General features: G+C 59.7%; 29 protein-coding genes. 20 read left to right on the plus strand and 9 right to left on the minus strand.

Annotated features, from left to right (window positions below; all coding sequences use genetic code 11):
* The first annotated feature begins 47 nt into the window (after positions 1–47).
* The 6 genes from PL599_RS00850 to PL599_RS00875 all read left to right on the plus strand — a co-directional run bounded on the left by PL599_RS00850 (position 48) and on the right by PL599_RS00875 (position 4213).
* The gene (locus tag PL599_RS00850; protein ID WP_080796595.1) at positions 48–911 is read left to right on the plus strand and encodes a peptidylprolyl isomerase; all 864 of its coding nucleotides are present in this window, start codon (positions 48–50) and stop codon (positions 909–911) included.
* Positions 912–996: 85 nt separating this feature from the next.
* Positions 997–2238, plus strand: a complete 1242-nt coding sequence (argJ, locus tag PL599_RS00855; RefSeq protein WP_217003554.1) for a bifunctional glutamate N-acetyltransferase/amino-acid acetyltransferase ArgJ — start codon at positions 997–999, stop codon at positions 2236–2238.
* Positions 2239–2256: 18 nt separating this feature from the next.
* On the plus strand, positions 2257–3033 hold the full coding sequence (locus PL599_RS00860) for a GNAT family N-acetyltransferase (RefSeq protein WP_142912026.1): 777 nt from the start codon (positions 2257–2259) through the stop codon (positions 3031–3033).
* Entirely contained in the window at positions 3030–3443 is a 414-nt protein-coding gene (gene mutT, locus PL599_RS00865; protein WP_003522547.1) for an 8-oxo-dGTP diphosphatase MutT, read from the plus strand. The genes PL599_RS00860 and mutT overlap by 4 nt, the downstream gene beginning before the upstream one ends.
* Before the next feature lie 172 nt (positions 3444–3615).
* The gene (locus tag PL599_RS00870) at positions 3616–3930 is read left to right on the plus strand and encodes a hypothetical protein (protein WP_269823484.1); all 315 of its coding nucleotides are present in this window, start codon (positions 3616–3618) and stop codon (positions 3928–3930) included.
* 94 nt (positions 3931–4024) lie between these two features.
* Positions 4025–4213 carry a Flp family type IVb pilin gene (locus tag PL599_RS00875; protein WP_077985149.1) on the plus strand — a complete coding sequence of 63 codons (189 nt, stop codon included), beginning with the start codon at positions 4025–4027 and terminating at the stop codon, positions 4211–4213.
* A 19-nt stretch (positions 4214–4232) separates the two neighbouring features.
* Here the strand turns inward: PL599_RS00875 and PL599_RS00880 are convergent, their stop codons facing one another.
* Positions 4233–5114, minus strand: a complete 882-nt coding sequence (locus PL599_RS00880; protein ID WP_077985148.1) for a methyltransferase domain-containing protein — start codon at positions 5112–5114, stop codon at positions 4233–4235.
* Positions 5115–5257: 143 nt separating this feature from the next.
* On the opposite strand from PL599_RS00880, the gene PL599_RS00885 reads away from it, so the two are divergent.
* The 4 genes from PL599_RS00885 to PL599_RS00900 are packed head-to-tail and all read left to right on the plus strand — an operon-like array spanning position 5258 to position 7681.
* A complete protein-coding gene (locus PL599_RS00885) occupies positions 5258–6049 on the plus strand; it encodes a ComF family protein (RefSeq protein WP_077985147.1) in 792 nt (263 codons plus the stop codon).
* Between the two features lie 58 nt (positions 6050–6107).
* Entirely contained in the window at positions 6108–6362 is a 255-nt protein-coding gene (grxC, locus tag PL599_RS00890) for a glutaredoxin 3 (protein ID WP_003522552.1), read from the plus strand.
* A 33-nt stretch (positions 6363–6395) separates the two neighbouring features.
* Positions 6396–7256 (plus strand): carbon-nitrogen hydrolase family protein, encoded by an 861-nt coding sequence (locus PL599_RS00895; RefSeq protein ID WP_269823485.1) that lies wholly within the window; start codon positions 6396–6398, stop codon positions 7254–7256.
* On the plus strand, positions 7253–7681 hold the full coding sequence (locus PL599_RS00900; RefSeq protein WP_077985146.1) for a DUF1178 family protein: 429 nt from the start codon (positions 7253–7255) through the stop codon (positions 7679–7681). The genes PL599_RS00895 and PL599_RS00900 overlap by 4 nt, the downstream gene beginning before the upstream one ends.
* A 38-nt stretch (positions 7682–7719) precedes the next feature.
* Here the strand turns inward: PL599_RS00900 and ubiG are convergent, their stop codons facing one another.
* Positions 7720–8472 carry a bifunctional 2-polyprenyl-6-hydroxyphenol methylase/3-demethylubiquinol 3-O-methyltransferase UbiG gene (ubiG, locus tag PL599_RS00905; RefSeq protein WP_269823486.1) on the minus strand — a complete coding sequence of 251 codons (753 nt, stop codon included), beginning with the start codon at positions 8470–8472 and terminating at the stop codon, positions 7720–7722.
* A gap of 257 nt (positions 8473–8729) precedes the next feature.
* Between ubiG and PL599_RS00910 the strand changes: the two genes are divergently transcribed.
* Positions 8730–9452, plus strand: coding sequence for an SH3 domain-containing protein (locus PL599_RS00910; RefSeq protein WP_269823487.1), 723 nt, complete (start codon positions 8730–8732; stop codon positions 9450–9452).
* A 137-nt stretch (positions 9453–9589) separates the two neighbouring features.
* On the opposite strand, the gene PL599_RS00915 is transcribed toward PL599_RS00910, so the two are convergent.
* Positions 9590–9847 carry a DUF2934 domain-containing protein gene (locus PL599_RS00915; protein WP_269823488.1) on the minus strand — a complete coding sequence of 86 codons (258 nt, stop codon included), beginning with the start codon at positions 9845–9847 and terminating at the stop codon, positions 9590–9592.
* Positions 9848–10131: 284 nt separating this feature from the next.
* Between PL599_RS00915 and PL599_RS00920 the strand changes: the two genes are divergently transcribed.
* The 5 genes from PL599_RS00920 to PL599_RS00940 all read left to right on the plus strand — a co-directional run bounded on the left by PL599_RS00920 (position 10132) and on the right by PL599_RS00940 (position 15177).
* Positions 10132–11202 (plus strand): enoyl-CoA hydratase/isomerase family protein, encoded by a 1071-nt coding sequence (locus PL599_RS00920; RefSeq protein ID WP_269823489.1) that lies wholly within the window; start codon positions 10132–10134, stop codon positions 11200–11202.
* A 169-nt stretch (positions 11203–11371) separates the two neighbouring features.
* Positions 11372–12358 (plus strand): thiosulfate ABC transporter substrate-binding protein CysP, encoded by a 987-nt coding sequence (cysP, locus tag PL599_RS00925; RefSeq protein WP_269823490.1) that lies wholly within the window; start codon positions 11372–11374, stop codon positions 12356–12358.
* Between the two features lie 57 nt (positions 12359–12415).
* Complete coding sequence (gene cysT / locus PL599_RS00930; protein ID WP_269823491.1) at positions 12416–13255, plus strand: sulfate ABC transporter permease subunit CysT; 840 nt, start codon at positions 12416–12418, stop codon at positions 13253–13255.
* A gap of 3 nt (positions 13256–13258) precedes the next feature.
* Positions 13259–14146 carry a sulfate ABC transporter permease subunit CysW gene (gene cysW / locus PL599_RS00935; RefSeq protein WP_269823492.1) on the plus strand — a complete coding sequence of 296 codons (888 nt, stop codon included), beginning with the start codon at positions 13259–13261 and terminating at the stop codon, positions 14144–14146.
* Between the two features lie 5 nt (positions 14147–14151).
* A complete protein-coding gene (locus PL599_RS00940) occupies positions 14152–15177 on the plus strand; it encodes a sulfate/molybdate ABC transporter ATP-binding protein (RefSeq protein ID WP_137411506.1) in 1026 nt (341 codons plus the stop codon).
* A gap of 7 nt (positions 15178–15184) precedes the next feature.
* Here the strand turns inward: PL599_RS00940 and PL599_RS00945 are convergent, their stop codons facing one another.
* Together PL599_RS00945 and PL599_RS00950 are read right to left on the minus strand one after the other, a co-directional pair.
* Positions 15185–16282 carry a DNA alkylation repair protein gene (locus tag PL599_RS00945; RefSeq protein WP_269823493.1) on the minus strand — a complete coding sequence of 366 codons (1098 nt, stop codon included), beginning with the start codon at positions 16280–16282 and terminating at the stop codon, positions 15185–15187.
* A 236-nt stretch (positions 16283–16518) separates the two neighbouring features.
* Entirely contained in the window at positions 16519–17955 is a 1437-nt protein-coding gene (locus tag PL599_RS00950; protein ID WP_142912017.1) for an NAD-dependent succinate-semialdehyde dehydrogenase, read from the minus strand.
* A 604-nt stretch (positions 17956–18559) separates the two neighbouring features.
* Here PL599_RS00950 and PL599_RS00955 point away from each other — a divergent pair.
* The 4 genes from PL599_RS00955 (at position 18560) to PL599_RS00970 (ending at position 22946) form a co-directional block, all read left to right on the plus strand.
* Positions 18560–19066, plus strand: coding sequence for a molybdopterin-dependent oxidoreductase (locus PL599_RS00955; RefSeq protein ID WP_137411509.1), 507 nt, complete (start codon positions 18560–18562; stop codon positions 19064–19066).
* Positions 19067–19087: 21 nt separating this feature from the next.
* Positions 19088–21010: a putative bifunctional diguanylate cyclase/phosphodiesterase gene (locus PL599_RS00960; RefSeq protein WP_269823494.1), complete on the plus strand. Its 1923-nt coding sequence runs from the start codon at positions 19088–19090 to the stop codon at positions 21008–21010.
* Between the two features lie 162 nt (positions 21011–21172).
* Entirely contained in the window at positions 21173–21868 is a 696-nt protein-coding gene (locus tag PL599_RS00965) for an FkbM family methyltransferase (protein WP_077985134.1), read from the plus strand.
* Between the two features lie 241 nt (positions 21869–22109).
* Positions 22110–22946: an alpha/beta fold hydrolase gene (locus tag PL599_RS00970; protein ID WP_269823495.1), complete on the plus strand. Its 837-nt coding sequence runs from the start codon at positions 22110–22112 to the stop codon at positions 22944–22946.
* A gap of 44 nt (positions 22947–22990) precedes the next feature.
* Here PL599_RS00970 and PL599_RS00975 read toward each other — a convergent pair whose 3' ends face one another.
* The 4 genes from PL599_RS00975 to PL599_RS00990 are packed head-to-tail and all read right to left on the minus strand — an operon-like array spanning position 22991 to position 26714.
* A complete protein-coding gene (locus PL599_RS00975) occupies positions 22991–24382 on the minus strand; it encodes an FGGY-family carbohydrate kinase (protein WP_269823496.1) in 1392 nt (463 codons plus the stop codon).
* On the minus strand, positions 24379–24702 hold the full coding sequence (gene rhaM, locus PL599_RS00980) for an L-rhamnose mutarotase (protein WP_269823497.1): 324 nt from the start codon (positions 24700–24702) through the stop codon (positions 24379–24381). Before rhaM ends, PL599_RS00975 begins: the two co-directional genes overlap by 4 nt.
* 3 nt (positions 24703–24705) lie before the next feature.
* The gene (locus tag PL599_RS00985; RefSeq protein WP_269823498.1) at positions 24706–25716 is read right to left on the minus strand and encodes an ABC transporter permease; all 1011 of its coding nucleotides are present in this window, start codon (positions 25714–25716) and stop codon (positions 24706–24708) included.
* Positions 25713–26714: an ABC transporter permease gene (locus PL599_RS00990; RefSeq protein ID WP_269823499.1), complete on the minus strand. Its 1002-nt coding sequence runs from the start codon at positions 26712–26714 to the stop codon at positions 25713–25715. Before PL599_RS00990 ends, PL599_RS00985 begins: the two co-directional genes overlap by 4 nt.
* Position 26715 lies beyond the last annotated feature (1 nt).

Below are 26715 nucleotides of genomic sequence, written 5' to 3' on the forward strand. Positions count from 1 at the left end.
AGCCGGAAACCATGTCTGGAGCCGGCATTGTCCCCGAAAGGTTCAAAATGTTGCGCTATAATAAAATTGCGGCTGCGGTGATTGTGGCCACGCTCGGCCTCCAGCTTCCGGCTTTTGCACAGGAAGACAAGGTTGTCGCCAAGGTCGGCGATCTGGAAATCCACCAGTCCGAACTCGACCTCGCCATGAGCAATCTCGACCCGCAGCTCGCGCAGCTTCCCGATGAGCAGAAGAAGGTTGCAGCCTTGTCCGGTGCGATCGACGTCAAGCTTCTGGTGAAGAACGCCAGCGCCGAAGGGCTGGAAAAGACCGAAGATTTCAAGAAGCGCATGGAATTCATCCAGGACCGTGAGCTTCACAACGCCTATTTCCGCAAGCACGTGGTCGACGCCGTCACCAATGACGAAGTAAAGGCCCGCTACGACAAGGAAGTCGCAGCCCTGCCGCAGGAAGAGGAAATCAAGGCCGCGCACATTCTCGTCGCCAGCGAGGACGACGCCAAGGACATCATCAAACAGCTTGATTCGGGCAAGGATTTCGCCGCGCTCGCCAAGGAAAAGTCGACCGATTCCAACAAGGATGACGGCGGCGATCTCGGCTGGTTCGGCAAGGGCCGCATGGTGCCGGAATTCGAAGAGGCCGCTTTCGGCCTCGAAAAAGGCGCCTACACCAAGGCTCCGGTGAAGACCCAGTTCGGCTTCCACGTCATCAAGCTTGAAGACAAGCGTATCGCGCCGCCGCCGGCTTTCGAGCAGGTCGAGCCGCAGGTTCGTCAGCTTGTCATGCGTGACAAGTACGTTGCCCTCATCGAAAAGGCAAAGGCTGACCAGAAGATCGAAATCATGGATGAGACGCTGAAGAAGGGCTACGACGAAGCCACGAAGGAACAGCAGGCTCAGCCGCAGCAGTAAAGACAAATGTTACGGGGCGGCTATGGGCCGCCCCGTTTCATCTCAGGCATTCCAGACCCCTTTTCCAGAATTTCAGGCGCTTCCCATGTCCGTTGCCGTTTCCCCGCTCGCTCCGAAATCCTATCCAGACATGCCGGCGCTGCGCGGCGTTCGCATGGCGACGGCCGCCGCCGGCATCAAGTACAAGAACCGCACTGACGTTCTGTTGATGGTGTTCGACAAGCCGGCAAGTGTTGCCGGCGTCTTCACCAAATCGAAGTGCCCCTCCGCCCCGGTCGATTTCTGCCGCGCCAATCTCGGCGGCGGCGTGGCGCGCGCCGTGGTGGTCAATTCCGGCAATGCCAATGCCTTTACCGGCCTCAAGGGCAAGGCGGCGACCGAATTGACGGCGAAATCCGCCGCCGCCGCCGTCGGCTGTGCTGAAGGCGAGGTCTTTCTCGCATCGACGGGCGTGATCGGCGAGCCGCTGGATGCAACGAAATTTGCCGGCGTGCTCGGTGACATGAATGTCAGGGCGGAAGCCGATTTCTGGCAGGAAGCCGCCAAGGCGATCATGACGACCGACACCTATCCCAAGGTCGCGACCCGCACCGCCGAGATCGGCGGCGTGGTCGTCACGATCAATGGCATTTCCAAGGGTGCCGGCATGATTGCGCCCGATATGGCGACAATGCTCTCCTTCGTGGTGACGGATGCGGATATCGAGCCCGCCGCCCTGCAGTCGCTGCTGTCTGCCGGTGTCGGCCCGACCTTCAATTCCGTGACGGTTGATAGCGATACCTCCACTTCCGATACTCTGATGCTGTTCGCCACGGGTGCGGCGGCAGAAGACGGCCAGGTTAAGGTGACGAGCGCCGATGACGAGCGCCTGTCCTCGTTCCGCACGGCGCTTAACGATCTCCTGAAGGATCTCGCGTTGCAGGTGGTTCGCGACGGTGAAGGCGCACGCAAGATGGTGGAGGTCACCGTGACTGGTGCGGAAAACGACGCCGCCGCCAAGAAGATCGCTCTTTCCATCGCCAATTCGCCGCTGGTGAAGACTGCGGTTGCCGGCGAAGACGCCAATTGGGGCCGCGTCGTCATGGCTGTCGGCAAGTCCGGTGAGATGGCAGACCGCGACCGTCTCGCCATCTGGTTCGGCGGCGTGCGCGTGGCCGTCAACGGTGAGCGCGACCCGGATTATTCGGAGGCGGAAACCAGCGCAGTGATGCGTCTCGAAGACATTCCAGTGAAGGTGGATATCGGTCTCGGTCAGGGAACGGCCACCGTCTGGACCTGTGACCTGACGAAAGAATATGTTGCGATCAACGGCGACTATCGGAGCTGACCGTTGGAGCCGAAGAGAATGCAGGACAATAAAGCCGTCAATCTGCCGCTGGTTCGCCGTCTGGAAGCCGTCAGCTTCCGGGCATGGCCTGCGTCGTCAGTGATTTATGACGGCAGCTGGCAAATCCGCCTGACGGGTTCACACCCCTCCAAACGCATTAACTGCGTGGTGCCGCTCGATCCGTCCGATTACGGAAACAGCGCGCTGCGGCTGGAAAAGGCGCGCAAGCGTTTCGAGGATTTCGGCCGGCCGCTGGTGGTACGCGAAACGACACTGATGCCGCGGCAACTCGTGGATTTTCTGTCTGCTGATGGCTGGTCTGTCTTCGAAGAGGTCATGGTTATGACGGCCGATCTCTCCAGCATGGAGCTGCCGGAAACGCTGGTCAGTCTTCCGAGCCATGATATCGGCCGGTTTGTCGAAGCCAGCATCAAGGTCAGCGATGGCGATCCGGCGCTGCGCCCGGCAATCGCTGAAATCGTCAGTTCCATCAAACCGACGCTCGGCCTTTTCATCAACGAGGAAGTGGAGGGTAACCCGCTCGCCACCATGATCTGCGTGCAGGATAACGATCTTGCCGGCGTCATCTCGCTTGATGTCGAAAAGTCGCAACGTAAAAAGGGGGTGGGCACGCAGGTTCTGTCGTCGGCACTGCGCTGGGCCAGAATAAGCGGCGCAAAAACCGCCTGGCTGCAGGTCGTCTCCACCAATGCGCCTGCCATCGCCCTTTATCAAAAATTCGGCTTCTCTGAGGCTTATCGTTATCGCTACTGGCGCAAGGGTTCAGGTGAATGAGCGAGGCGGGAAAAAAAATCCTGCTGGTCGCCGCCTGCGCACTTCTCGATCAGGACGGCCGCATTCTTCTGGCGCAGCGTCCCGAAGGCAAGTCGCTTGCGGGCTTATGGGAATTTCCAGGCGGCAAGGTGGAGCATGGCGAGACGCCAGAGGAAACCCTTGTCCGTGAACTGGACGAGGAACTGGGTATCAAAACCAAGGTCGCCTGCCTCGCGCCGCTGACATTTGCCAGCCATACCTACGAGACCTTTCACCTCCTGATGCCGCTTTATGTGTGCCGTCGCTATGAAGGCATCGCCCATGGCCGGGAAGGGCAGGCGATTAAATGGGTCAAACCCCAGGCGCTGCGCGATTACCCCATGCCGCCGGCCGATGAGCCGCTCATCCCCTTCCTCCAGGATTTGCTGTAGAACCGAGGGGGGCACTACGGCCCTCCTGCCTTATCCCGTCACAGCTTCGTGAAAACACCTCTCTTCCAGTGCTTTACCGTGCCAAAACGGGGCTTCGTTAAGAGATCGTTCAGCACCCTCTGGCAGATTGTTAAGCTAAAGAAGCGGTAAACTGCGCGAGACGAGGTTGGTCATGAACGAGGATTTCTGGAAGACGGTGGAAGGTCGTCACTCTTATCCTGACAAGTCCCGTCGCACCGGCGTGCTCAATGTGGCGTTGCTTTTCGGCACGGCGGTTATCGCGCTCTCGCTGATCGTCACTCCCATGCTTGCCGGAAAATCCTCCACAAGGGTGGCGCAGTTTCCTGACAATTACGACATGATCAGCACGGGCTCCATCAAGAAGACCGATGTGGGCAAGACCTATTCCATCCGCCGCAGCATCACCCAGCCGATGCCGGAAACGCCCTGCGTGGTCATGGGTTATCGCAACGAGAGCGGTTGCTGATCGTTTACCATCAACGGTAACGGATTCCTCACATCGCCGACCTAATATAAAGCTGATTTCAACAGGGTGGACGCCGGTTGTCGCAACGCGCCGGATGGCGGATGGGGAATATCCTGTGCTGCATTTTCTTATCAATCTCTGCAAAAACGAAAACGGTGCGACAGCGGTGGAGTACGGCTTGATTGTCGGGGTGATTTCCGCTGCCCTGATCGTTGGCGCAGGCAGCATCAGCAGCAACATCAATGACGTGTTTCAGTTCATCGCAGACACTTTGGCCGAGTAGAAACCTTTTGGCTGATCGCTCAGGGCAGCTTCACCTCTGTTGTCTTCAAGGCATCGGCAAGCCGCACCTTGGCGGAACCGGGTTTAAGCGGTTTCTGCTGGCTTTCATGCGGCGCCCAGCCTGATACGTAAATAACCGAAAATGTCGCCCTTATCCGTCCGTCAGGATCGGAATATCGCTCGGCGTAAAGCTCTGCCGCGCGCAGAAAAAAAGCGCGGTTGAGCGGCTTTCTGCTGCGGCTTGCCAGTGGGTTGGCCATGCCCATGGCGCGCAGGTCGCGCATCAGCGGGAAAATTGAATCGTAACGCACCGTATAGCTTTCCGCATCGGTCACGGGGAGCGCAAACCCGGCGCGCTGCAAAAGCGCGCCGACGTCTCGTACATCGGCGAAAGGAATGACACGTGGGCTGGCACCTCCGGTCAGTTCGGCCTCTGCGGTCAGCAGCACGTCGCGCAGTTCCTGCAGGGTACCGCTGCCTGGAATGGCGCCGAGAAACAGGCCGTCCGGTTTTAATGCCCGCCGGATCTGGATCAGCGCGCCGGGCGTATCGTTGGTCAGGTGCAGGGCAAGCGGTGAAACGATGAGGTTCGCGGAGGCCTCCTCAAGCGGCAGATGCTCCATGGAAGCGGCCTCGGGAATATTCGCATCCGTCGCGAAAGAGCTCTCGGTTTCGATACGGCGAATGGTATCCACCTTGCCGGTCTCAGCCAGGCGTCGCGCCGTGACGCCGGTTCCGCCGTGAAGTTCGATCGCGGTCTCGAACTGGCGCTCGACGATGGCAAGCCTGTCGGCCAGCTCTTCGGCTGCCATATCGAGAAGAAACAGGGCCTTGTCGTCGCGCCTGGCCCACGCCCGGTGACGGTTTTGTTCGATCAGGGCCTGGTCAAAGAGAATATCCATCGTCTTGCCTGCTCGGCCTCAAGCGCCTTTGAGATCGGCGGGCCGTATCGTTGGTCTCATGCCGCTTGGGGCATCGTTTTCCCGGTGTCGGGAGGAAACTATCGCTCTCGCAAAGGCACCCGTTCGGCGGTAAAGTCAACCTCATGGGTGCTGGTGAAAGTCTGTTTTCGGGTTTGCTGTCGAAGTCTGCGGCCGTGCCGGCGGCGGCGGGAGACATGTGGCGTGCGGTCTTTCGTATGGTCTATCCGCCAACCTGCGCGGGCTGCACCCGCATGACCGGCGGCGAGGGCGCCTTATGTGCGGATTGCTGGCGGGATGTGGCCTTTATCGATCGTCCTTTTTGCGAGGTTCTGGGCATTCCCTTCGCGCGGGATCACGGAGACGGTTTCGTGAGCGCGCAGGCGATTGCCGAACCGCCGCCTTTTGACCGGCTGCGCGCCGTCGCAAGCCATGAGGGAACCGCCCGCAAACTCGTGCACCGGCTGAAATATCAGGACCGGACCGATCTCGCCCGCCTGATGGCGCTGTGGATGCTAAGGGCAAGCGACGGAACGGTGGATGCCTGCGATTGCATCGTGCCGGTTCCATTGCATCGCAACCGTTTCCTGCGCCGCCGCTTCAATCAATCCGCCGAGCTGGCCCGGCATCTGGCCAGGGTCGCCGGCAAGCCCTTGGCTGCCGGCACGCTGCTGCGTGTGAAGCCGACGGAGCGGCAGGTTGGGCTTTCCGCACTTGCCCGGCGCGACAATGTGCGCGGCGCTTTCTCGCTTGCGCCCGGCCGTGAAGGTGATTTCCATGGCAAGCGCGTGGTGCTGGTGGACGACGTCTATACCACCGGCGCGACGGTGGGTGCGGCAAGCCGCGCCCTGCGCAAGGCCGGTGCCGCGGATGTGACGGTTTTGACCTTTGCAATGGCCATTTCCGGGCCTATATGAAACCTGAATGACGACTTTATCGTGCGTTTTACCGCACGTTTGCGAGGGCTTCGAGAACATGGCACCGGTGACGATCTATACGCGGGATTTTTGTGGTTATTGCGCGCGCGCCAAGGCGCTGCTGGACAGCAAGGGCGTGGATTACGCCGAATATAACGCCACGACGACACCGGAATACCGGCAGGAAATGATCGAGAAATCCGGCGGAACGACCTTCCCGCAAATCTTCATCAACGGCCAGCATGTCGGCGGCTGTGACGATCTGCACGCGCTGGAGCGCGCCGGTAAACTGGACGCGCTGCTGGCCGCCTGATCGGCCGCGATTCTCGCGGGTATGGAGGATGTGATGAGTTTCAAGGCTGCCGCCATTCAGATGCGCTCCGGCGTCGATCCGGCAAGAAACGCCGCCGATATGGAACGGCTTGTGCGTGCGGCCGCGGCCGAGGGCGCTGTTTATGTGCAGACCCCGGAAATGACGGGTGCGATTCAGAAGGACAGGCAGGCGCTGCGTGCGCAATTGCGAGATGACGATGGCGATATCATCGTTGCGACGGCCGCCCGTCTCGCCGGTGAGCTCGGCATTCATGTCCATGTCGGCTCGACCGCGATTGCCCGGCCGGATGGGAAGATTGCCAATCGCGGTTTTCTCTTCGCGCCGGATGGTTCGCGCATTTGCAGCTATGACAAAATCCACATGTTCGATGTCGATCTCGACAATGGTGAAAGCTGGCGTGAAAGCGCCGCTTATCACCCCGGCGAAGTCGCGCGTATCGCAGAACTTCCGCTGGGGAAATTCGGCTTCGCAATCTGCTACGACGTCCGTTTCCCGCAGCTTTTTCGCGCTGAAGCGCTGGCCGGTGCAGAAGTTCTGACGGTTCCGGCGGCTTTCACCAGGCAGACGGGGGAAGCCCATTGGGAAATCCTGTTGCGCGCCCGCGCCATCGAAAATGGCGCTTTCGTCATCGCCGCCGCGCAGGCCGGCGTGCACGAGGACGGGCGCGAGACCTTCGGCCACTCCATCATCATTGACCCATGGGGCAAGGTTCTGGCCATTGCTGGCGGCGCTGGCGAAGAGATCATCTTCGCCGAGATCGATACGTCGATGGTGGCTGCCGCGCGTGGCAAAATTCCCAATCTGCGCAATGCCCGCGAGTTCGGACTGGACACTGTCATTCCCTTGAAACCTGCTGGAGGTGAAGCGGCGTGATCCGTTATGCGCTGGCCTGTGAAAAGGGCCATGAGTTCGAGGGCTGGTTTGCCGGTAGCGACGATTTCGACAATCAGTTGCAGCGCGGTTTCCTGTCCTGCCCGGTCTGCAATTCCGTGCAGGTATCAAAACTACTGATGGCGCCTTCGGTCTCTACCGCCCGCAAGAAAGACGAACGCCAGACGCTCGCCATGGATACGGCCAGAAAAGAGGCGATGGCGAAAATCCGCGAGGCTGTCGCCAATATCCGCGCCAGTGCCGAGGATGTCGGCGATAAATTTCCGGAAGAAGCCCGCAAGATCCACTATGGCGAAGCGGATGAGCGCGGCATCATCGGCAATGCCTCTGCGCAGGAAGCCAGGGCCCTGCTGGATGAGGGTATCGAGATCGCGCCGCTGCCGGTCTTGCCTGATGACGTGAATTGAATTTCTTTAGAACGACATCACTCAGATCGCGCCCGGCGTTAGCCTTGCGCCGGTCTTTTCGCCAGCATCATGTAGTTGACGTCCATATCCGGTGAGAGATTCCAGCGATCCTGCAGCACGTTGTAAAAGACGCCGGTGCGGTGGATGATATCCATGCCGCTCGCCACCAGCGGCCGCTCGAGTTCTTCCGGGCGGACCAGCTTTTCATACTGGTGTGTGCCGCGCGGCAGCCAGCGCAGAACGTTTTCGGCGGCGAAGATTGCCAATGCGCGGGCTTTGAGCGTGCGGTTGATGGTGGCCGCGAACATCAGGCCGCCGGGCCGTACCATTTTCGCGCAGGTGGTGACGAAAAGATCGACATTGGCCACATGCTCGACCACCTCCATGTTGAGGATGACGTCGAAGGTTTCGCCGGCTTCCTGCAACTGTTCGGCGGTCACGGCGCGGTAGTCAACGCTTACCCCGCTTTCGCGGGCGTGGGTGGAAGCGATGCCGATATTCTTTTCCGAGGGATCGGCGCCCACCACATCCGCGCCCATGCGCGCAACCGGTTCAGAGAGAAGGCCGCCGCCGCAGCCAATATCCAATATGCGCAGCCCTTCCAGCGGGCGGTGCGCCTTCGGGTCGCGGCCGAAATTGTCGCAGATGCGGTTGCGGATATATTCGAGCCGAACCGGATTGAACTTGTGGAGCGGGCGGAACTTGCCGGTTGGGCTCCACCATTCCGCAGCCATCGCGGAGAAGCGATCCACTTCGCTCTGGTCGACGGTCGTCTGTGCGGTTTCGCCCATGGTTCTGCTCCATATTGCTGTTGCATTGAAGTCGGATGATTGCCCTCCGAAGTCAAGACCGGTCGTCCATTCCGGCGGCGATTTATCGGGCGCTCATTGCCGCAGGTGGAACTGATAGAGCGTCTCATTAGTTTCATGCTGCGTTCATGCAGCAGCGCGTATTTTCCGATCGTGGCAGTATGCGGAACGCGTACTCGTCCATCGAACACGGTGGATGCCGACAAGGGCAAAGCGGGCCTTTGCTTGAGGAGAAAGAAGTGAAGAGAGAACTGTTAGGCGCAATTGCGCTGGTGGCCATGCTCGCCGCGCCGGCACTTGCCGAGGCTGCGACGCGCGGTTTCGCCACCGCGAATGTGAATATGCGCTCCGGCCCGAGCACGGCCTATCCGGCTGTTGTGGTGATCCCGAATGGGGCGCCGCTCACCGTCCACGGCTGCCTTTCCGATACGCCGTGGTGCGATGTCTCGTTTGTGGGCGGTCGCGGCTGGGTGGCCGGGCGTTACATTGCCACGACCTACAGGCAGAACCGGGTCTATGTCGAGCCGCGTTATTACCGCGATCTCGGGGTGCCGGTGATCACCTTCGAGGTCGGCCGTTATTGGGACCGCTATTATCGTGACCGCGACTTCTACCGCGAGCGCGACCGCTGGCGCCGTCCGCCGCCGTCAGGTGGTTACTGGAACGCCACGCCGCCCCGCGCCGACTGGAATCGTCCACCTCCGCGTGACGAGTGGCGTGATAGCCGCCGCGACGACTGGCGTGACGGGCGTCGTGATGAATCGCGCGACAATCGGCGCGATGAACGGCGTGATCCGCGACAAGGCGGGCCGAACGACGGCCGCTGGGAGCGTCGTCATGGGGAATGGAACGAAGGTAATCGCGCACCTGAGCCGCCGCGTGGAGATGCTGGCAGTAGCCAGAACAACGAAGATCGTGATCGCATTCTCCGCCTGAAACGGGATCTTGGGATAGGTCAGTAAGCGTTTTCGGCCATTGTAAAGCAACGGGCCTTAAGTGCTGCATCGTCGAACTTCAGTCGACATCCAAAATCATAGGCCCGGCGAGATTTCGTCGGGCCTATTCCATTGAATAGTTGATTGGATTTACTGAAGCGGCGTTATTTTGCAGCGGCAGCCTTGCGGGCGCGAGCCTTGGGTTTTGCAGGGGCTTCCGCATCCGGTCCGGATTCTGCCGCAGCGGCCTTGGGAGCGGCCTTCTTGCGCGTGGCGGGTTTCGTCGCTTCCGATGTCTTCAGTAGCGAAAATTCATGTTTGGCCTGTTCCCAATGGTGCGCATCGCGCCCATGCGGGTGGCCTTCCTTTTCCCAGAGTGTATATGCCCGTTTACTGATCCATTCATGTTCCGAAACCTGCATGCTCGTCTCCCGTTGCTGTTGACAGCGCCTATGAGAAGGCGACATTCCGCTGTGGTCCGGCACACGCTCGACAGGAATCAATGCCGGCATTTCCAGAGCCCATTACATGCCATGATTTTCCGGGCGTCAAGCAAACATGCTGCATTGCGAAAACGGATTTCCGGCATTTTCTATCTATTGACGCGGTTTGAGCGAAAGACGTTCCCGCAGGACAAGATCAACATTGCGCGATCGCGCCAAGGCCGCCAAGATGGCGGGATGAATGGGCAGCGGAGGAGGCGACCTTGGAACGGAGAGCGGAAGCGGATGCACAGGTCATCATCGAAAAACGGGGAGGGGCCGGCATCATTCGCCTCAACCGCCCGAAGGCCATCAACAGCCTGACATTGCCGATGGTGCGCGACCTGTTTCAGGCGCTTCAGCGTTTCGAGGAGGATTCTGATGTTTCCTGCGTGGTGCTGACGGGAGAGGGCGACAGGGGGCTTTGCGCCGGGGGCGATGTCCGCATCATTCACGATCTCGGCAAGGCGGGCGACCCGCAGGTGCTTGATTTCTGGCGGGAAGAATTTCCGCTTAATTATCGCATCGCCCGCTTCGCCAAGCCCTATATCGCCCTTATGGACGGTATCGTCATGGGCGGCGGCGTCGGCATTTCAGCCCATGGCAGCCACCGCATCGTCACCGAACGCACAAAACTCGCCATGCCGGAAACCGGAATCGGTTACTTTCCTGACGTCGGCGGCTCCTGGCTACTGCCACGCGCACCGGGCGAATGCGGCACCTGGCTGGGAATGACGGGCAACGCCGTCACTGCCGCCGATGCCATCTATGCCGGTTTTGCCGATTATAGTGTTCCTTCGGACCGTCTCGACGGTCTGGTCCAAGACCTGTCCAAGGCCGCAGATGTGGACAGCATCGAGGCGGCGATCATGGCGCACGCAGTCGAGGCCGATGAAGGCGTTTTATCCATCAATCGGGATATCATCGACGCGACATTCCATTTCGACACGGTCGAGGAGATTTTCGCCGCCCTTTCGGCGCGTGCGGATGCGTTTTCGCGCGAGACCCTCGAGGTCCTGCAAAAACGCTCCCCCACCAGTCTGAAACTGACCCTGAAGCTGCTGCGTCTCGGCCGCGAAAGCGCGAGCCTCATCGAATGCCTGGAGCGGGAATTCGCCGCCGGCACGGAAATATTGCGCCAGCATGATTTTTACGAGGGCGTGCGCGCGGCGCTGGTCGACAAGGACCGTAATCCCCTCTGGCAGCCGGCGCGGCTGGATGAGGTGCGGGAGGAGGACATTGCGCCTTATTTTGTCGCGCATTCCGGCAATCTGTTTCCCGATCATCGTCTTTAAACCGACGCAAAAGAAATCCGGCTTCTTAACGTATATGAAATGATCGCCTCTGAAGTCGATGCTTTTTGGGCTAAATTTCCAGTGAGTGCACCCGGAAAGCATGACTGTTTCTCGCCCCTGTTGCCTTCGCCCGCTATGTTGAGCGTCATTCGAATTGCCGGGGGTATTCATGAAACGTCTTCTCATCATCGGTAGCGCTATTGCTGCTCTCTTGGCAGGTGCGGCGCAGGCGCAATCGCCGACGACCATCCTCAACGCGTCCTATGATATTGCTCGCGAAATTTTTGCGGCTGAGAATGAGGCGTTCATCAAGCAGCATCCGGGCGTAACTGTCGACCAGTCGCATGCCGGCACCTCCAAGCAGGCCCGCGCCATCGTCGAGGGGCTGGAGGCAGACGTTGTCACTTTCAACCAGGTGACCGATGTCGATTTTCTGGTGAAGCAGGGCTTTGTTTCCGCCGACTGGAAGAAGGATTTCCCGAACGATGCGTCGCCGTTCTATTCCTTCCCGTCCTTCCTCGTGCGCGCCGGCAATCCCAAGGGCATAAAGGACTGGGACGACCTTGCCCGCGACGACGTAAAGATCGTTTTCCCCAACCCCAAGACTTCGGGCAACGCCCGTTACACCTATCTCGCCGCCACAGCTTACGCCAAGGAGAAGTTTAATGGCGACGACGCGAAGGTTCAGGCATTCGTCAAGAAAATCTTCGACAATACGCCGGTGTTCGACACCGGAGGCCGCGCCGCCACCACCACCTTCGTTGAGCGTGAAATCGGTGACGTGCTGATCACCTTCGAGGCAGAAACCCGCGGCATCGCCAAGCAATATGGTGCAGACAAGGTGGAAGGCGTCGTGCCCTCCGTGAGCCTGCTGGCCGAATTCCCGGTGGCCGTGGTGGACAAGGTGGTCGACAAGCGCGGCTCGCGTGATCTGGCGAAAACCTATCTCGATTTCCTCTATACCGAGGAAGGTCAGCGCATCGCCGCCGAATTTGGCCACCGCGTCCACAATGAAAAGGTTGTCGGCGAATTCAAGGACAAGTTCCCGGCCGTTCGCCTTGTCAACGTCGATGACGTCTTCGGCGGTTGGGACAAAATCCAGAAAGAGCATTTTGCATCCGGTGCGACGCTTGATACGCTTTATGGCAGCCGTTAATCACAGACATACACAACAGGTAAAAGACCCGGCAGGAAACTGCCGGGTCGCTTTTTGATGAATTGGGGGCGGGGTTTGAAGCGGAATGTTCTGCCGGGGCTGAAATTATCCCTTGGCATCACCCTGACTTATGTCGCCATCATCGTGCTCCTGCCGCTCTCGGCGCTGGTGTTCAAGGCGGCAAGCCTCGGCCCTGCCGAATATTGGTCGATCATCTCTTCACCGCGCGCGGTCGCAAGTTATCGTGTTACCGTGCTTAGTGCCTTGGCCGCCACGCTCTTCAACGTCGTTTTCGGGCTGGCGCTCGCCTGGGTGTTGACGCGTTACCGTTTCCCCGGCTGGCGCATTGTCGACGCAATCGTCGATCTGCCGTTTGCACTTCCCACCGCCGTTGCCGGCATTGCGCTGACGACACTGTTCGCAGGCAATGGCTGGTTCGGCTCGGTACTTGCGCAATTCGGCGTCAAGGTGGCCTACACGCCGCTGGGCATCATGGTGGCGATGGCCTTTACCAGCCTTCCCTTCATCGTGCGCACCGTGCAGCCGGTGCTCGAAGACCTCGATCCGGCGCTTGAGGAGGCGGCGCAGTCGCTCGGTGGTTCCGATTTTGAAATCTTCCGCAAGATCATCCTGCCGCTGTTGACGCCGGCATTGCTGGCCGGTCTGTCGCTGTCCTTCGCCCGCAGCCTCGGCGAATTCGGGGCGATCATCTTCATCGCCGGCAATCAGCCGTTCTCGACGGAAATCACGGCGCTGCTGATCTTCATCCGGCTGGAGGAATATGATTATCAGGCTGCCGCCGCCATCGCTTCCGTGCTGCTCATCACCGCCTTTGTGATGCTGGCGGTGACCAATTATCTGCAGGCGCGCGCGCTTCGTTATACGGTGAGGGGCTGAGAGATGAGCGCCGTTTCTTCACATCGCAAGCCGCCGCGTGTCGGTGACGCGCCTCTCGTTCGCCGCAGCCTGATCGGTTTCGTGCTGGTCATGGGCGCGCTGCTGGTCGTGGCGCCGCTTATCGTCATCGGCATCGAAGCCTTTTCGCAGGGCTGGAAGGCCTATACGGCGACCATCACCCATCCCGATACCCGCCACGCCATCATGCTGACGGTGCTGACGGCGCTGATCGCAGTGCCCGTCAACACGGCCTTCGGGGTTGCGGCCGCATGGTCGATCACCAAGTTCGATTTCCCCGGTCGACGCTTCCTGCTGGTGTTGATCGAAATACCCTTCTCCATCTCGCCGATTGTCGCCGGTGTCGCCTATCTTTTCGTTTACGGCCTGCAGGGGCTTTTCGGTCCGTTTCTCGATGCGCATGACATCAAGATACTGTTTGCGCTGCCCGGCATCGTCATCGCCTCGATGTTCGTCACGGCCCCTTTCGTGGCGCGGGAACTCATCCCGCTGATGCAGGCCCAGGGCCGCGATCTGGAAGAGGCGGCAACCTCGCTTGGCGCATCCGGCTGGCGTACTTTCTTTTCGGTTACCTTGCCGAATATCAAATGGGCGCTGCTTTATGGCGTCGTGCTGTGCAACGCCCGCGTGATGGGCGAGTTCGGCGCGGTATCGGTCGTATCGGGCAATATTCGCGGCCAGACCAATACGCTGCCGCTGCATATCGAGCTGCTCTATCACGATTATCAAGCCGCCGGCGCTTTTGCCTCGGCCTCCATCCTCGCCTTGCTTGCAGTAGTCACGATCATCGCCAAGGTGGCGCTGGAACGGCGCGGCGCCGGGCGCAGGGCCAAGAAGACCAACGGCGATGCCGCCATCGCCACGGAGACCTGATTCCCATGAAAATCCGCCTCGAAAATGTGGTGAAGACCTTCGATACTTTCCGCGCCGTGCGCGATGTTTCGCTGGATATCGAAAGCGGTGAACTTCTGGCGCTGCTCGGTCCCTCAGGCTCCGGCAAGACCACGATTTTGCGCATGGTCGCCGGTCTCGAATATGGCGATGGCGGCCGAATCTTTTTCGGCGACGAGGACGCCACCAATATTCCGGTGCGTGATCGGGGCGTCGGTTTCGTGTTCCAGCATTACGCGCTCTTCCCGCATATGACCCTGCATCAAAACATCGCTTTCGGCATGAAGGTCTCGAAGGTGAAGCGGGACAAGGCGGCGATCGACGCCCGCGTCGAGGAACTTTTGCGGCTGGTGAAGCTCGATGGCCTGGGGGACCGTTTCCCGGCGCAGATTTCCGGCGGGCAGCGGCAGCGTGTGGCGCTGGCGCGTGCGCTTTCGGTCGATCCGAAGGTGCTTCTGCTCGATGAGCCTTTCGGGGCGCTGGACGCCAATGTGCGACGGGATCTTCGCCGCTGGCTGCGCGAAATTCACGATGCGCTGGGCATCACCACGATTTTCGTGACGCATGACCAGGAAGAGGCGCTCGATCTCGCCGACCGTGTCGTCATTCTCAATCAGGGCGAGATCGTGCAGCAGGGTACGCCGAAAGAGGTCTGCCGCCAGCCGAACAGCGCCTTCGTCATGCGCTTTCTGGGCGATGCCAACCGGGTCTCCGGCGTGGCGCGCGGCGGCAAGGTCTATGTCGGCGATAACGAGCTGCCTTTCTCCTATGCCCAAGGCGACGGCGCGGTGGACATCTATGCTCGCCCCGGCGATCTCGAATGGGAAGATTTGCATGATGGCATTCCGGCCTCTGTGGCGCGGGTTCTCGACCGCGCGGGCGAGCGTCGGGTGATCGCCAGCACCGATGGCGGCGACCTTCTCGAGTTCGACGTGCCGCCGGAAAACGATGTCGCCGCCGGAGACCGCGGTTCCGTCATCATCCGCCGGGCGAAGATTTTCCCGGCGGCGTGAGCCGCGATCAACCCAGAAGCTCGAAGGCGCTTTCCGCCACAAGCTTGCCGTTGATCATCAGGTCGACCCTGTGGATGCCCGGATAGTGTTTGCGGGTCGTGAAATCGCGTATGGCGCGGCTGATCGACAACGCGCACGTCTCGTCAGGCTGAAGCTCGATTTCTTTCCACTTGAAGACTTTCGCCGAGGCGTCGCCGCTCTTCTTCACGTAATGCACGGCGTAGTCGATCACCAGTTTCTGCGGGCGTTTCGCCGCTGAGGTGAAAGAGGCTGAAATCCGCACCGGATTGCCGAGCGCAACCTTGTCCGGCGTAACCTGAAATGCCGCAAGGGAAATTTCCGCTTCCTCATGCGCGCCGAGATGGGCAAGGGCGGCGGCGTCGCCCTTCTTGATCAAGGTGCGTAGGGCCTGCCGTGTAATCCAGCGCGTATGCGGATTGTCCTTCGGCCATGCATCGATGAGCGCCAGCACGAAAGCGGGATTGTCCTTGGTGATGTCGTTCAGATGATTGGCGACGGATTTGCGCACATAAAGCGCCTCGTCGGCTTTCATGGCCTCAAGGATCGCGGTGACCGGCGAAGGATCGTCGATGAGAGGCTTGAGCTGGAACGACCATGGCAGGCGCGGCCGGCAGCCCTCGCTCGCCAGCCGCCGCACATGTTCGTTCTCGTGCCGTGACCACGTTTCCATCACGGCAAGGGTGGCGCCTAAGTCCTTCTGCAGAAAATGACGGATAGCGAATTCCGAGGAGCCGAAGCGGGTGAAATAATGCAGCGCTTCCATGGAAAGATCAAAATCATCGAGACCGTAGAGCGCCACATATTCCGGTAACGAAATGGATGCGAAGCCATTGCCGATGCCGGGGGCTGCGGCGGTCAGGATTTCGATGTTGCGGGCATAGTCGCCGGGAAGCGTGGCGTGCAGGCTCGTCGCCACTTGCCGCATGCGTTGCATGATGCCAAGCGCTTCAAGGTTTTCGGTGGCGAGCGCCATGAAGGCGGAAACGTCGAAGGCCGGATGAACCGCCTTGGTCTGATCGGCGATATGCCGCAATTTTTCGTGGTTGAAGATTTCCTTCAGTGCCGGTGCCGCCGTGTCGTTCATAGTGCCCCCAAAGTTCACTTTTTGTTCTTTTAGGGGATGGTGAAGTGTGAGGCAAGATAAGGCTGAGCGATTTTCAGGCAGACTGCGTGGTTGCAGCTCGCTTCTTCTCCCCGTCCGGGGATAAGGTCGCGGCAGCGGGATGAGAGGGCAAGGGTAGCGATAAGTCGCGATCTTGCCCCCTCATCCGACCCTTCGGGCCACCTTCTCCCCGGCGGGGAGAAGAAATTTTGGAACACTCAGCTCATCTGGCTGACGAATTTGGTCTCCAGATAGGCCTGAACCGCCTCCGAGCCGCCTTCCGTGCCGTAACCGGAATCCTTGATGCCGCCGAAGGGGACTTCCGGAAGCGCAAGGCCGTTATGGTTGATGGTCAGCATGCCGGCCTCGACCTGCTGGCCGAGCGCATGTGCGGTCTTGACCGAGCCGGTAAAGGCATAGGATGCAAGACCGAAGGGCAGGCGGTTCGCCTCAGTGATGGCGTCATCGAAGCTCGAGAAGCGATTGATGATCGCAACCGGGCCGAAGGGTTCGTCATTCATGATTTTGGCGGTGGTCGGCACATTGGCGAGAACCGTAGGCTCGAAGAAATTGCCCTTGTTGCCGATGCGGCGACCGCCGGTCTTCAATTCGCCGCCATGGGAAACGGCGTCGTTGATGAGGCCTTCCAGTGCCGGAATGCGGCGCTCATTGGCAAGCGGGCCCATGATGACGCCATCTTCGAGACCATTGCCGACCTTGATGGCCTTTGTCGCTTCCACGAAACCCTCAAGGAATCGGTCCGCCACGCCATCCTGAACGAGGAAGCGGGTGGGGGCGACGCAGACCTGGCCGGCATTGCGGAATTTCGCAAGTGAGGTGACCTCTATCGCCTTGTCGATATCGGCATCGTCAAAGATCATGACGGGCGCATGGCCGCCAAGCTCCATCGTGGCGCGCTTCATGTGCTTGCCTGCCAGCGCCGCCAGATGTTTGCCGACGGGGGTGGAGCCCGTGAAGGAAATCTTGCGGATGACCGGATGCGGGATCAGATATTCCGAAATTTCAGAGGGAACGCCGTAAACGAGGCCGATGACGCCAGCCGGGACACCCGCATCCACGAAAGCGCGGATGAGTTCGGCCGGCGATGCCGGTGTTTCCTCCGGTGCCTTGACGATGATGGAGCAGCCGGTGGCAAGTGCTGCGGACAGCTTGCGGACGATCTGGTTGATCGGGAAGTTCCAAGGCGTGAATGCCGCCACAGGGCCGACCGGCAACTTGATGGCAAGCTGCGAAACGCCGGTCGCACGCGCGGGAATGACCTGGCCATAGGTGCGGCGGGCTTCTTCCGCGAACCAGTCGATGGTATCGGCGGCGCCCATGATTTCGGTGGCGGATTGCGCCAGCGGCTTACCCTGCTCGCGGGTCATGATGTAGGCGATTTTGTCCTTGCGCTCGCGCAGAATGTCTGCCGCCTTGCGCATGATCTTCGAACGCTCGTAGGGGGAGGTGTCGCGCCACAGCTTGAAACCGCGCTCGGCAGCGGCCAGCGCCAGATCGAGGTCTTCCTTCTCGGCATGGGCAATCGCGCCGATGATCTCGTCGGTTGCCGGATCGGACACGGCGATCGTCTTTCCGGAAACGGCGTCTCGCCATTCGCCATCAATGAGAAGTTTGATGTCGGGATAGGTGTGCATTGGGGCTACCTTCATGATGCGGACGATACGGCGGATGCCGTCCGGCCCGGAGACGTGAACAAAATTTTCCTGGCCGGACGATATCCGGCATCGCGGCTTTCGCTGCGCGGAATATGTGTCTGGATATTTCCGACGGGGCTCGTGGAATTGCCGGAAACGACAGCCTTTATATTAAGGTCCGGGCGACGTGTTTCAACCGTGCACACCGGCAATCGGCACGATTTTTCCGCGGTGGAGAATCTGTCATCCCTCTTTCCCCGGCGCGCAGATGGGGCGCCGCGTATCCCGCTGCCTCAGACGAATCAGATGAGGTGCGCGGTGAGGGAAAGGTTCTCGACACAATTCGGCCTTTGCCCAACCGGGTGAATTATCGGGAGGGTCTCTGCAGTTTGCCACTTGCGTCATATCGGGGCGTGTGGCCCGAAAAATTACAATAAGGTGAAAAAATTATCCAAAGGGTTTACTCAAAACCTAGAGAAAATACGGATAAAATCTCAGTGAGGATATAACACTGATTCCTGATATATATTACTGGCACCGGTTCACTTGAACTTCAAAGGTTGGCGAAAACCCTCGACCTGAACGTTATCGATGGAGAAAAAGCATGAGTTTCGCCCGGGTACTTCTCAGTGCGTTCTTGTCGCTCGCGTGGCTTTCCTGCGCCGAAGCCGGCGAAATTGCCAAACCGCAAGGAAAACCGATATTAACCATATCCGGAAACATCACCAATACGAATGCCGAAGGCGCTGCGGTGTTTGATCGTGACATGCTGGAAGCGCTTGGCATGGACACAGTGGAAACAATGACACCCTGGCATGATGGCCGGGTCCGTTTCGATGGTGTTTCGCTGGCAAAATTGATGGATCTCGTCGGCGCAAAGGGCACCAGCGTCACGGCAGTCGCTCTCAACGACTATGTCAGCACGATACCTATTGAAGATTTTAAGAAATTTAACGTTATCCTGGCGATCAAGCTGGATGGCAATTACATGACAGTTCGCGAAAAAGGCCCGTTGTTCGTCATCTATCCCTATGACAGCGATCCGGAGTTGCAGAAGCAGACATACTACTCGCGATCAGCATGGCAAGTTGCCAAACTGATAGTGGAATAAAGGTGCCGTTTGCGAAAACTTGTGGCGGTGATCATCTGTTGCTTCGTCCTGGCAACGGGCTATATCGCTTTCGTCATTGCCGAGCGGCAGACTGCTCTGCAGAAATTCGCCCGCTACAATGATTCCTGGGCCGTCAGCCAGACGGTTGCAGAATATCTGCGTCTCCAGAACAAGCTGGCCGTATTCGCCCTTGACCCCGGCAAGATTGATCGGGACGAACTGCAGTTGCGTCTGGATATTATGCTGAGCCGTCTGGAGCTTCTGAAACAGGGAAATCTGGGCGCCTTCATCAATGAGAAACAGCAGTGGCGGGATCTCGTAACCCATCTTGATGCGGTTCTGGTCCATCTTGAGCAGCGGATGAGCGATCTCAATCCGGCCGAGGTTCCGGATATTCTTTCCGCGATGAGCGCGCTCGACGCGCCGATGACGACGCTCGCCTCGTCTTCCGTCGCTTTTGACGTCAACCTTATCGACACCGCCCATGAGGATGTGCGCAAGCTGCATATCGTTTATACGGCGCTGGCCGGCGGCCTTATACTGTGTGGTATCGCGCTTGTCATATTGCTGCTCCGCCAGAACGATCTCCTGAACCGGGCGCAGAAAAGCATGCGTGGTCTGACGGACGATCTGCGTGCCGCCACGCTGGAATTGCAGGCCAAGAATGTCCGGCTCGAACATGACGCCTATCACGACGCGCTGACGGGACTGCCGAACCGCGCGCTTTTCCGGCGGGAGTTGATCGAGAGATTGCGTCGATCCTTCGGCGGGACTGGAACGACAGCCATCCTTCTGCTCGATCTGGACGGGTTCAAGGACGTCAACGATACGCTCGGCCATGACGCCGGCGATGCCCTGCTTCAGGCCGTGGCGCAGCGCCTGTCCGGCATCGGAGGCGATTATGATATGGTCTGCCGTCTGGGCGGTGACGAATTCGCCGTCGTCTCCGACGATCTGAACGAGGATGCCGCCCGCCGCATCGCCAACAGGCTTATCGACCAGATCAGCCGCACCTACCAGCTTGGCGAGCAGGAGGTCAAAATCGGCACCTGCATCGGCATCGCCATATCGCACGGCGCCGTCGACGCGGATGAATTGTTCAAGCGCGCGGATTTGGCGCTTTATGAGGCGAAAGCCATCGGCCCCGGCCGGGCGAGTGTCTTCAAGGTCCGCATGCAGAAGCAGCTGACCGAGAAAAAGTCCTTCGAGGCTGACTTGCAGACCGCGCTGCAGAACGACGAGATGGAAGTCTATTACCAGCCGCAGGTGGCGACGCAGACACGCAAGCTTTGCGGCTTCGAGGCGCTGCTGCGATGGAAACATCCGGTGCGGGGCGATGTGCCGCCCAGCGTGTTCATTCCCGTTGCGGAAAGAACCGGCCTCATCCATTCGCTCGGAAAATGGGTGATGGAAACCGCCTGCCGCGAGGCGATGGGCTGGGACGAGGACATGAAAGTGGCGGTCAATCTGTCGCCAGTCCAGTTCCACAGCACCAGCCTCATCCAGAACGTCATGGGCGCGCTTGAGAAAAGCGGGCTGGAAGCCAGCCGGCTCGAACTTGAAATCACTGAATCGATCCTGCTCAACAAGAGCGACCAGACGATCAACACGCTTTCACGGCTGAAAGCCGTCGGCATCCAGATCGCCATGGATGATTTCGGGACAGGTTATTCATCGCTCGCCAATCTGCGCGGCGTGCCTTTCGACAAGATCAAGATCGACCGCTCGTTCCTGCGCGATATCACCAGCGACCGCGACGCGCTGGCGATCGTGGAATTCGTGGTCGGCGTCGGCCGCAGTCTGCGGATGACGACGATTGCGGAAGGTATCGAGACGGAAGAGCAATATGAATGTGTCAGGCGTCTGGGTTGCGATCAGGTTCAGGGATATCTGATCAGCAGACCGTTGCCGGCCAAGGAGCTTGTGGCCTGGAGTTCCGTCTGAGGCGCGCCTGTTTTGGCGGCGACCCTATCTTGGATTTTTTACCACGTCATAGTGTTGCTTGCGAAAACCGATACCGGTTGCCGCAACGATGCTGTAGAGCATTCCCGGTCGATATGGGATCATTGCGGCAAAGCGGCCGAGTTTTGCGAAAAGGCTTGAGACATGGAAATACTGGACGTGCATGGAATTGCCCTTCCTCTCTCTTCCGATGAGGTGTCGCCGGTCATCTGGCAGGCGCTGACCGACGGCAGCTATGAGGCGAAAGAGGCCCGCAGCGTCCTGAAAGCCATCAAGCCCGGCGATCGGGTGCTGGAGCTCGGCTCCGGTATTGGGATCATCACCTCGATCATTGCCGGCATCGAGGATGTTTCCGTCTGGGCCTTCGAGGCCAACCCCTCCACCGCGGCGCTGGCAGAGCGGGTGATCAAGGCCAATTGCCGCGGCAATGTCGTGTTTTCGCAGGGGCTTCTCACCGCCGATGAGCCGAGCTCCTATCCTTTTTACGTCCGCAGGGATCTCTGGATGTCGTCCATGGACGAAAATCAGGGTCCCTATGAAAAGCGCATCGAAATTTCCTCCGCCAATATCGACGAATTTATCGCCAGCCGGGGCATCACCGCGCTCGTTATGGATATCGAGGGTGCGGAACGCGATCTGCTCGGCAGGGCCGACCTCTCCGGTGTGGAGCGGATATTCGTGGAACTGCACGACCATCTTTACGGTCTTGCCGGAGTTCGCGATATCATGCAGGCGCTGACCGCGAAGGGATATGCCTATGATCCCCGGGGCTCACGTGGGCCCTGCGTCCTGTTCTCGAAGGACGAAAGCCCGAGGGAATACGATCCCGAGGTGGACTGAGACCGCGCCGAATTCACGGAACCGTCCGCCTGTCCTCTCCGTTCTCACATTTGCATGAGGGCGCGGAGCGGGTCGATGCGCGTATCGTAATCGGTATGCCACGATAATTTCATAAACAGCAATTCATTCCCAATTATTGTTGCAATTGTAGCAACCGTTATCCTGCGTCATCATCCCTCCATCAAACCGGCGCACAAAAGGATGCACCGGAGATGCCAACGCAACCGAAGGAGTAACGATCATGGGCTTTGTTAAGACGACAGACGGAACCGAAATCTTCTACAAGGACTGGGGCCCGAAGGACGCCCAGCCGATCATGTTCCACCATGGCTGGCCGCTCAGTTCAGATGACTGGGATGCGCAGATGCTGTTCTTCCTCTCCAAGGGTTTTCGCGTCGTCGCCCATGACCGCCGTGGCCATGGCCGTTCCGCCCAGGTTGCTGACGGTCATGACATGGACCACTATGCCGCCGACGCCTTTGCCGTCGTGGAGGCGCTCGATCTGAAGAACGCCGTCCATATCGGCCATTCCACCGGCGGCGGCGAAGTGGCCCGTTATGTCGCAAAACATGGCGAACCCGCCGGCCGCGTCGCCAAGGCGGTTCTCGTTTCCGCCGTGCCGCCGCTGATGCTCAAGACCGAGGCCAATCCGGACGGCCTGCCGATGGAAGTATTTGACGGCTTCCGCTCTGCGCTTGCCGCAAACCGCGCCCAGTTCTTCCGTGACGTACCGGCCGGCCCGTTCTATGGCTTCAACCGCGATGGCGCGACCGTGCATGAAGGTGTTATCCAGAACTGGTGGCGTCAGGGCATGATGGGCGGCGCGAAGGCCCATTATGACGGGATCAAGGCCTTTTCGGAAACCGACCAGACCGAAGACCTGAAGAATATCAGCGTTCCGACGCTGGTTCTGCACGGTGAAGACGATCAGATCGTGCCGATCGCCGACTCGGCTCACAAGTCGGTGAAGCTTCTGAAAAACGGTACGCTGAAGACTTATCCCGGCTTCTCGCACGGCATGCTGACCGTCAACGCCGACGTGCTGAATGCCGACCTGCTGGCCTTCATTAAGGGCTGATACTTTTCCGACATCAGAATGCGGCCGATCACTCGGCCGCATTTCTATTTGGGCAAGGTGAGATGGCCCCGCCAGGCGGTGCGATAGGAAGTCAGCTCCGGGATATCCCCCGCCGTGAAATGACGCTCTCGACCGGCAACCGGCTTGATACCGGTGAGCAGCGCAGCACCCGCACTGGTCCCCGTCGAGCCTTCCATGGCAATGACGTCGGCTGTGGCAAAAGCGGCGAGTGCCTTCAAATAGAGCGTGTTTCCGGCGAAGGGTCCTTCGACGACAATCGGCCCCCTTCGCTCGACGAGCGAAAGGCAGAATTCCGTCATCAGGGCGAGATAGAGCGAGGCAGTCGCATGTCGCTCAGCCCCCGTTGCATCGCTATCGGCGATCCAGCGTGCCGCGTTTTCCGGAAAGGGGCCGGAGCCGCTGACGACGCTCGGCAGCAGCATCATTCCTTTTTCGATAACCCCGCCGAGCGCGGCGTCAATCTCGTCGATTGTCTCTGCTCCGAATTGCTGCGCCAGCATCTCATATTCCCTGCCACCCATGAAGCGGGAGGAAGGAACGGGTCGCCCGAGGGCATCGACATTCAAAAGCGTATCGCGGCTGGGATCCAGCGCATCCGCCTTCCCGCCAATGGCGAAATTCACCACCCAGGTGCCGGTTGAGACGACGGAAAAATCGCCGTCGCGGCGAAGTAGATGCGGCAGGAGCGACGCGTTGGAATCGTGGATGCCGCAATAGACCGGCATATCAGGTGACAGCCCGGTTTCCTGCGCCAGCAATGGGCGGATCGTGCCCAGCACATCGAAAGCGGAGCGGACAGGCGCCATCAAATGCTCGATGCCGAGACGCTCGACCAGCGATGAAAAGCTCTTCAAGCGTGGGTTCCATAGGTCCGTGTGGCAACCAAGCGAGGTGGTTTCGGTTGCCTGAATGCCCGTCAGTCGTCCTGCCCAATATTGCGGGTAAGTAACGATGTCGCGCACCCTGGCGAACTCGTCCGGAAAGGTGGTTTTCTGGAAATGGATTTGTGCGCCGAGGTTCAGTCCCGCAGGAAGCTGCGGCGAGCCAGTCTCTACGAAATCGGGCCTGATCTCGCGATAGGCCTCCTGAACGGGTTCGGGGTAGACATGCTCGTAATCGAGCACGGGCATGGCGAGGTCGCCGTTTCCATCGAGAAGTGCTGCTGAAGCGCCATGGGTGGTGATGGAAATCGCGTCGAAACCCGGCTCGCGGCCAAACCGTTGAAGCGCGGCAAGAATGAAGTGCCAGAGCATCTCCACATCGTAATGCGGGTAGGGGCCTTCGCGAAGAACGGGATTCGTCCGCTTCTCGCCGGCAATTTCCTCGCCGCTGCCGGTGTCGATGACGACCACCTTGGCATTGGTCTTGCCGATATCGATGACCGCGACCCGGTTCGGTTTGGTGCTGTCGCTCATGGCAGATGGAACACCGTCACCAGGTCTATTGCAACGGGCGAATTGTCGGGATTGTTCTCCATGATATCAGCCATATGCGCCCACCATTTCTTCATCACGGGGTGGTCGGGCAAGGCCGCCATGCCGTGGTTTTTCGGCCGCGTCAGCACGCCGAACAGAATGTTGGTTTCCGGGTCGAGATGGATGGAGTAGTCGCGGACCCCCGCCTCGTGCAGCAGCGCCACCAGCTCCGGCCATATCTCGTCATGGCGCTTTTTATATTCGGCTTCCTTACCGGCGAAGAGTTTCATCTTGAAGGCGTGTTTTTCGAGTTCCGGCATGGTTCAGCCTCTCATGGCACGAAGGCGACGGACGACGATGGGGATGGCGATGGTGATGATGAGCAGCAGGCCGACGAAGATCGACATGACGATGCCGGGCACGTTCAGAAGCCCCAGCCCGAAAGTGACGAGGCCCATGACGAAGGCGGCGATGACGACGCCCGCAATGGTGCCGGAACCGCCGAGGATAGACACGCCACCCAGCACCACCATGGTCACCACCTCAAGCTCCCACCCCTGAGCGATTGACGGGCGGGTGGAACCGAGCCGCGAGGTGAGGCAGACGGCGGCGATGCCGCTCATCAGGCCGGTCAGGAGGAAGAGGATGAACTTCACGCGCTCGACGGGAATGCCGGAAAAGCGCGCGGCGAAGGGATTGGTGCCGATGACATAGACCTGCCGGCCGAAATTGGTGGCGTGCAGCAGAATGGCGAAGAGGACGGCCATGACGATGAACAGCACGAATTCGAAGGAGATCACCCAGAACACGTAGCCCTGACCGAAATAGGCGAAATCCGCCGGATATTTGCCATAGGCCTGATCACCCAGCACCATATAGGAAATGCCGCGAAACAGGCTCATGGTGCCGATGGTGACGACGATGGAGGGCAGCTTGAGCCCCGCGACCAGAAAGCCGTTGAAAGCCCCGCACAATAGCCCGGTGCCGATGCCGATGGCGACGAGGCCTGATGTGCCGACCCCCATCTGCACCGCCGCACCCATGGCGGTGGAGGCAAGCGCGATGATGGCGGCGACTGACAGGTCGATTTCACCGGCGATGATCAGAAGCGCCATGGCAAAGGCGATGATCGCCTTTTCAGTGAAGTTGAAGGTCGCGTCGGAGAGATTCCAAGCGTTGAGGAAATAGGGCGAGGCGAGCGAATTGGCGATGAAGATGAGGATCGCGACACCGAGCAGCAACACTTCCCAGCTGGCCATGATGCGGCTGAGCGGCGTGCCGAGTTTGTCGGGAATGACGCGCGGTGCCTGTGACGGTTGGGAATTCGTGCTCATGCGGATGCTTCCTTGCCATGGTCTGCTGCGGCCCGGTCGCGCAGGATGATACGGCCTTTTCTGGCTTCGGCGCGGGCATTGAAGACGACGGCGAGCACGATGACCACGCCTGATATCGCCATCTGCGCGAAGGGTGAAATGCCGATGACGGGCAGCGCGTTCTTGATGACGCCGAGGAACAGCGCGCCAAGCACCGCTCCGGCCACCGAGCCGATGCCGCCCGCAATCGAGATGCCGCCGATGACGTTGGCTGCCACGCTGTCCAGCTCGAAGCCGGCGGCGATATCCACATAAGCAACGGCGTAGCGCGACACCCAGAGATAGCTGGCAAGACCGGCGAGCGCCCCCGACAGGACGAAGGCGAAGAACCGGGTGCGGCCGACATCGATGCCCGCATAGACCGCAGCACCCGGATTGCCGCCGGAGGCGTAAGCGGAGCGGCCGAAGGAACTGCGGGTGAGCACCAGCCAGGCTCCGGCGATGATGAGAATGGCCACCCAGGAGAGAACCGGCATGCCGAGGATCATCGTGCGCGGCACATTGAGGAAGGTCGGCGAAAACTGATGCGCATTCACCCAGCCGCCGCCCGACAGCACGAAAGCCATGCCGCGATAGATGGTGAGCGTGCCGAGCGTCACGACAATGGGCGGAATGCCAAGCCACCAGACGAGTATGCCATTGATGGAACCTAGAAACGCGCCTATGCCGACCGCCATGACAATGAGTAGCGGCAGGGGAATACCCGGAAAGGCGGCATTGGTCATCGCCACCGCCATGCCGGTAAAGGCGAGGTTGGCGGCGACGGAGAGGTCTATGGATTTGGTGAGAATGACCGCCATCTGGCCAAGCGCCAGGATGATGAGGATCGACGTATCATTGAAAATATTGACGAGATTGCCGGGCCGGCCGAAGCCGGGCGCGCGCAGGGCAAAGCCCGCAATCATGACGATGATGATGCCCGCCAGCAGCCATTCGCGATTTTTGAGTAGACGTTGCATG

The organism is Agrobacterium sp. ST15.16.055 (assembly GCF_027956555.1).
Classification (GTDB): Bacteria; Pseudomonadota; Alphaproteobacteria; order Rhizobiales; family Rhizobiaceae; genus Agrobacterium; species Agrobacterium salinitolerans.

Excerpts from the sequence above, each read along its gene's own strand:
- ubiG (WP_269823486.1), bottom strand. The coding sequence starts at position 8,472 with ATGGGCGAAACCGCACAGACGACCGTCGACCAGAGCGAAGTGGATCGC.
- PL599_RS00990 (WP_269823499.1), bottom strand. The coding sequence starts at position 26,714 with ATGCAACGTCTACTCAAAAATCGCGAATGGCTGCTGGCGGGCATCATC.
- cysT (WP_269823491.1), top strand. The coding sequence starts at position 12,416 with ATGAATTGGGGGCGGGGTTTGAAGCGGAATGTTCTGCCGGGGCTGAAA.
- argJ (WP_217003554.1), top strand. The coding sequence starts at position 997 with ATGTCCGTTGCCGTTTCCCCGCTCGCTCCGAAATCCTATCCAGACATG.
- cysW (WP_269823492.1), top strand. The coding sequence starts at position 13,259 with ATGAGCGCCGTTTCTTCACATCGCAAGCCGCCGCGTGTCGGTGACGCG.
- PL599_RS00975 (WP_269823496.1), bottom strand. The coding sequence starts at position 24,382 with ATGAGCGACAGCACCAAACCGAACCGGGTCGCGGTCATCGATATCGGC.
- PL599_RS00880 (WP_077985148.1), bottom strand. The coding sequence starts at position 5,114 with ATGGATATTCTCTTTGACCAGGCCCTGATCGAACAAAACCGTCACCGG.
- PL599_RS00965 (WP_077985134.1), top strand. The coding sequence starts at position 21,173 with ATGGAAATACTGGACGTGCATGGAATTGCCCTTCCTCTCTCTTCCGAT.
- PL599_RS00885 (WP_077985147.1), top strand. The coding sequence starts at position 5,258 with ATGGGTGCTGGTGAAAGTCTGTTTTCGGGTTTGCTGTCGAAGTCTGCG.
- PL599_RS00850 (WP_080796595.1), top strand. The coding sequence starts at position 48 with ATGTTGCGCTATAATAAAATTGCGGCTGCGGTGATTGTGGCCACGCTC.
- cysP (WP_269823490.1), top strand. The coding sequence starts at position 11,372 with ATGAAACGTCTTCTCATCATCGGTAGCGCTATTGCTGCTCTCTTGGCA.
- PL599_RS00970 (WP_269823495.1), top strand. The coding sequence starts at position 22,110 with ATGGGCTTTGTTAAGACGACAGACGGAACCGAAATCTTCTACAAGGAC.
- PL599_RS00985 (WP_269823498.1), bottom strand. The coding sequence starts at position 25,716 with ATGAGCACGAATTCCCAACCGTCACAGGCACCGCGCGTCATTCCCGAC.
- PL599_RS00870 (WP_269823484.1), top strand. The coding sequence starts at position 3,616 with ATGAACGAGGATTTCTGGAAGACGGTGGAAGGTCGTCACTCTTATCCT.
- PL599_RS00950 (WP_142912017.1), bottom strand. The coding sequence starts at position 17,955 with ATGCACACCTATCCCGACATCAAACTTCTCATTGATGGCGAATGGCGA.
- PL599_RS00860 (WP_142912026.1), top strand. The coding sequence starts at position 2,257 with ATGCAGGACAATAAAGCCGTCAATCTGCCGCTGGTTCGCCGTCTGGAA.
- PL599_RS00915 (WP_269823488.1), bottom strand. The coding sequence starts at position 9,847 with ATGCAGGTTTCGGAACATGAATGGATCAGTAAACGGGCATATACACTC.
- mutT (WP_003522547.1), top strand. The coding sequence starts at position 3,030 with ATGAGCGAGGCGGGAAAAAAAATCCTGCTGGTCGCCGCCTGCGCACTT.
- rhaM (WP_269823497.1), bottom strand. The coding sequence starts at position 24,702 with ATGCCGGAACTCGAAAAACACGCCTTCAAGATGAAACTCTTCGCCGGT.
- PL599_RS00875 (WP_077985149.1), top strand. The coding sequence starts at position 4,025 with ATGGCGGATGGGGAATATCCTGTGCTGCATTTTCTTATCAATCTCTGC.
- PL599_RS00945 (WP_269823493.1), bottom strand. The coding sequence starts at position 16,282 with ATGAACGACACGGCGGCACCGGCACTGAAGGAAATCTTCAACCACGAA.
- PL599_RS00955 (WP_137411509.1), top strand. The coding sequence starts at position 18,560 with ATGAGTTTCGCCCGGGTACTTCTCAGTGCGTTCTTGTCGCTCGCGTGG.
- grxC (WP_003522552.1), top strand. The coding sequence starts at position 6,108 with ATGGCACCGGTGACGATCTATACGCGGGATTTTTGTGGTTATTGCGCG.
- PL599_RS00895 (WP_269823485.1), top strand. The coding sequence starts at position 6,396 with ATGAGTTTCAAGGCTGCCGCCATTCAGATGCGCTCCGGCGTCGATCCG.
- PL599_RS00940 (WP_137411506.1), top strand. The coding sequence starts at position 14,152 with ATGAAAATCCGCCTCGAAAATGTGGTGAAGACCTTCGATACTTTCCGC.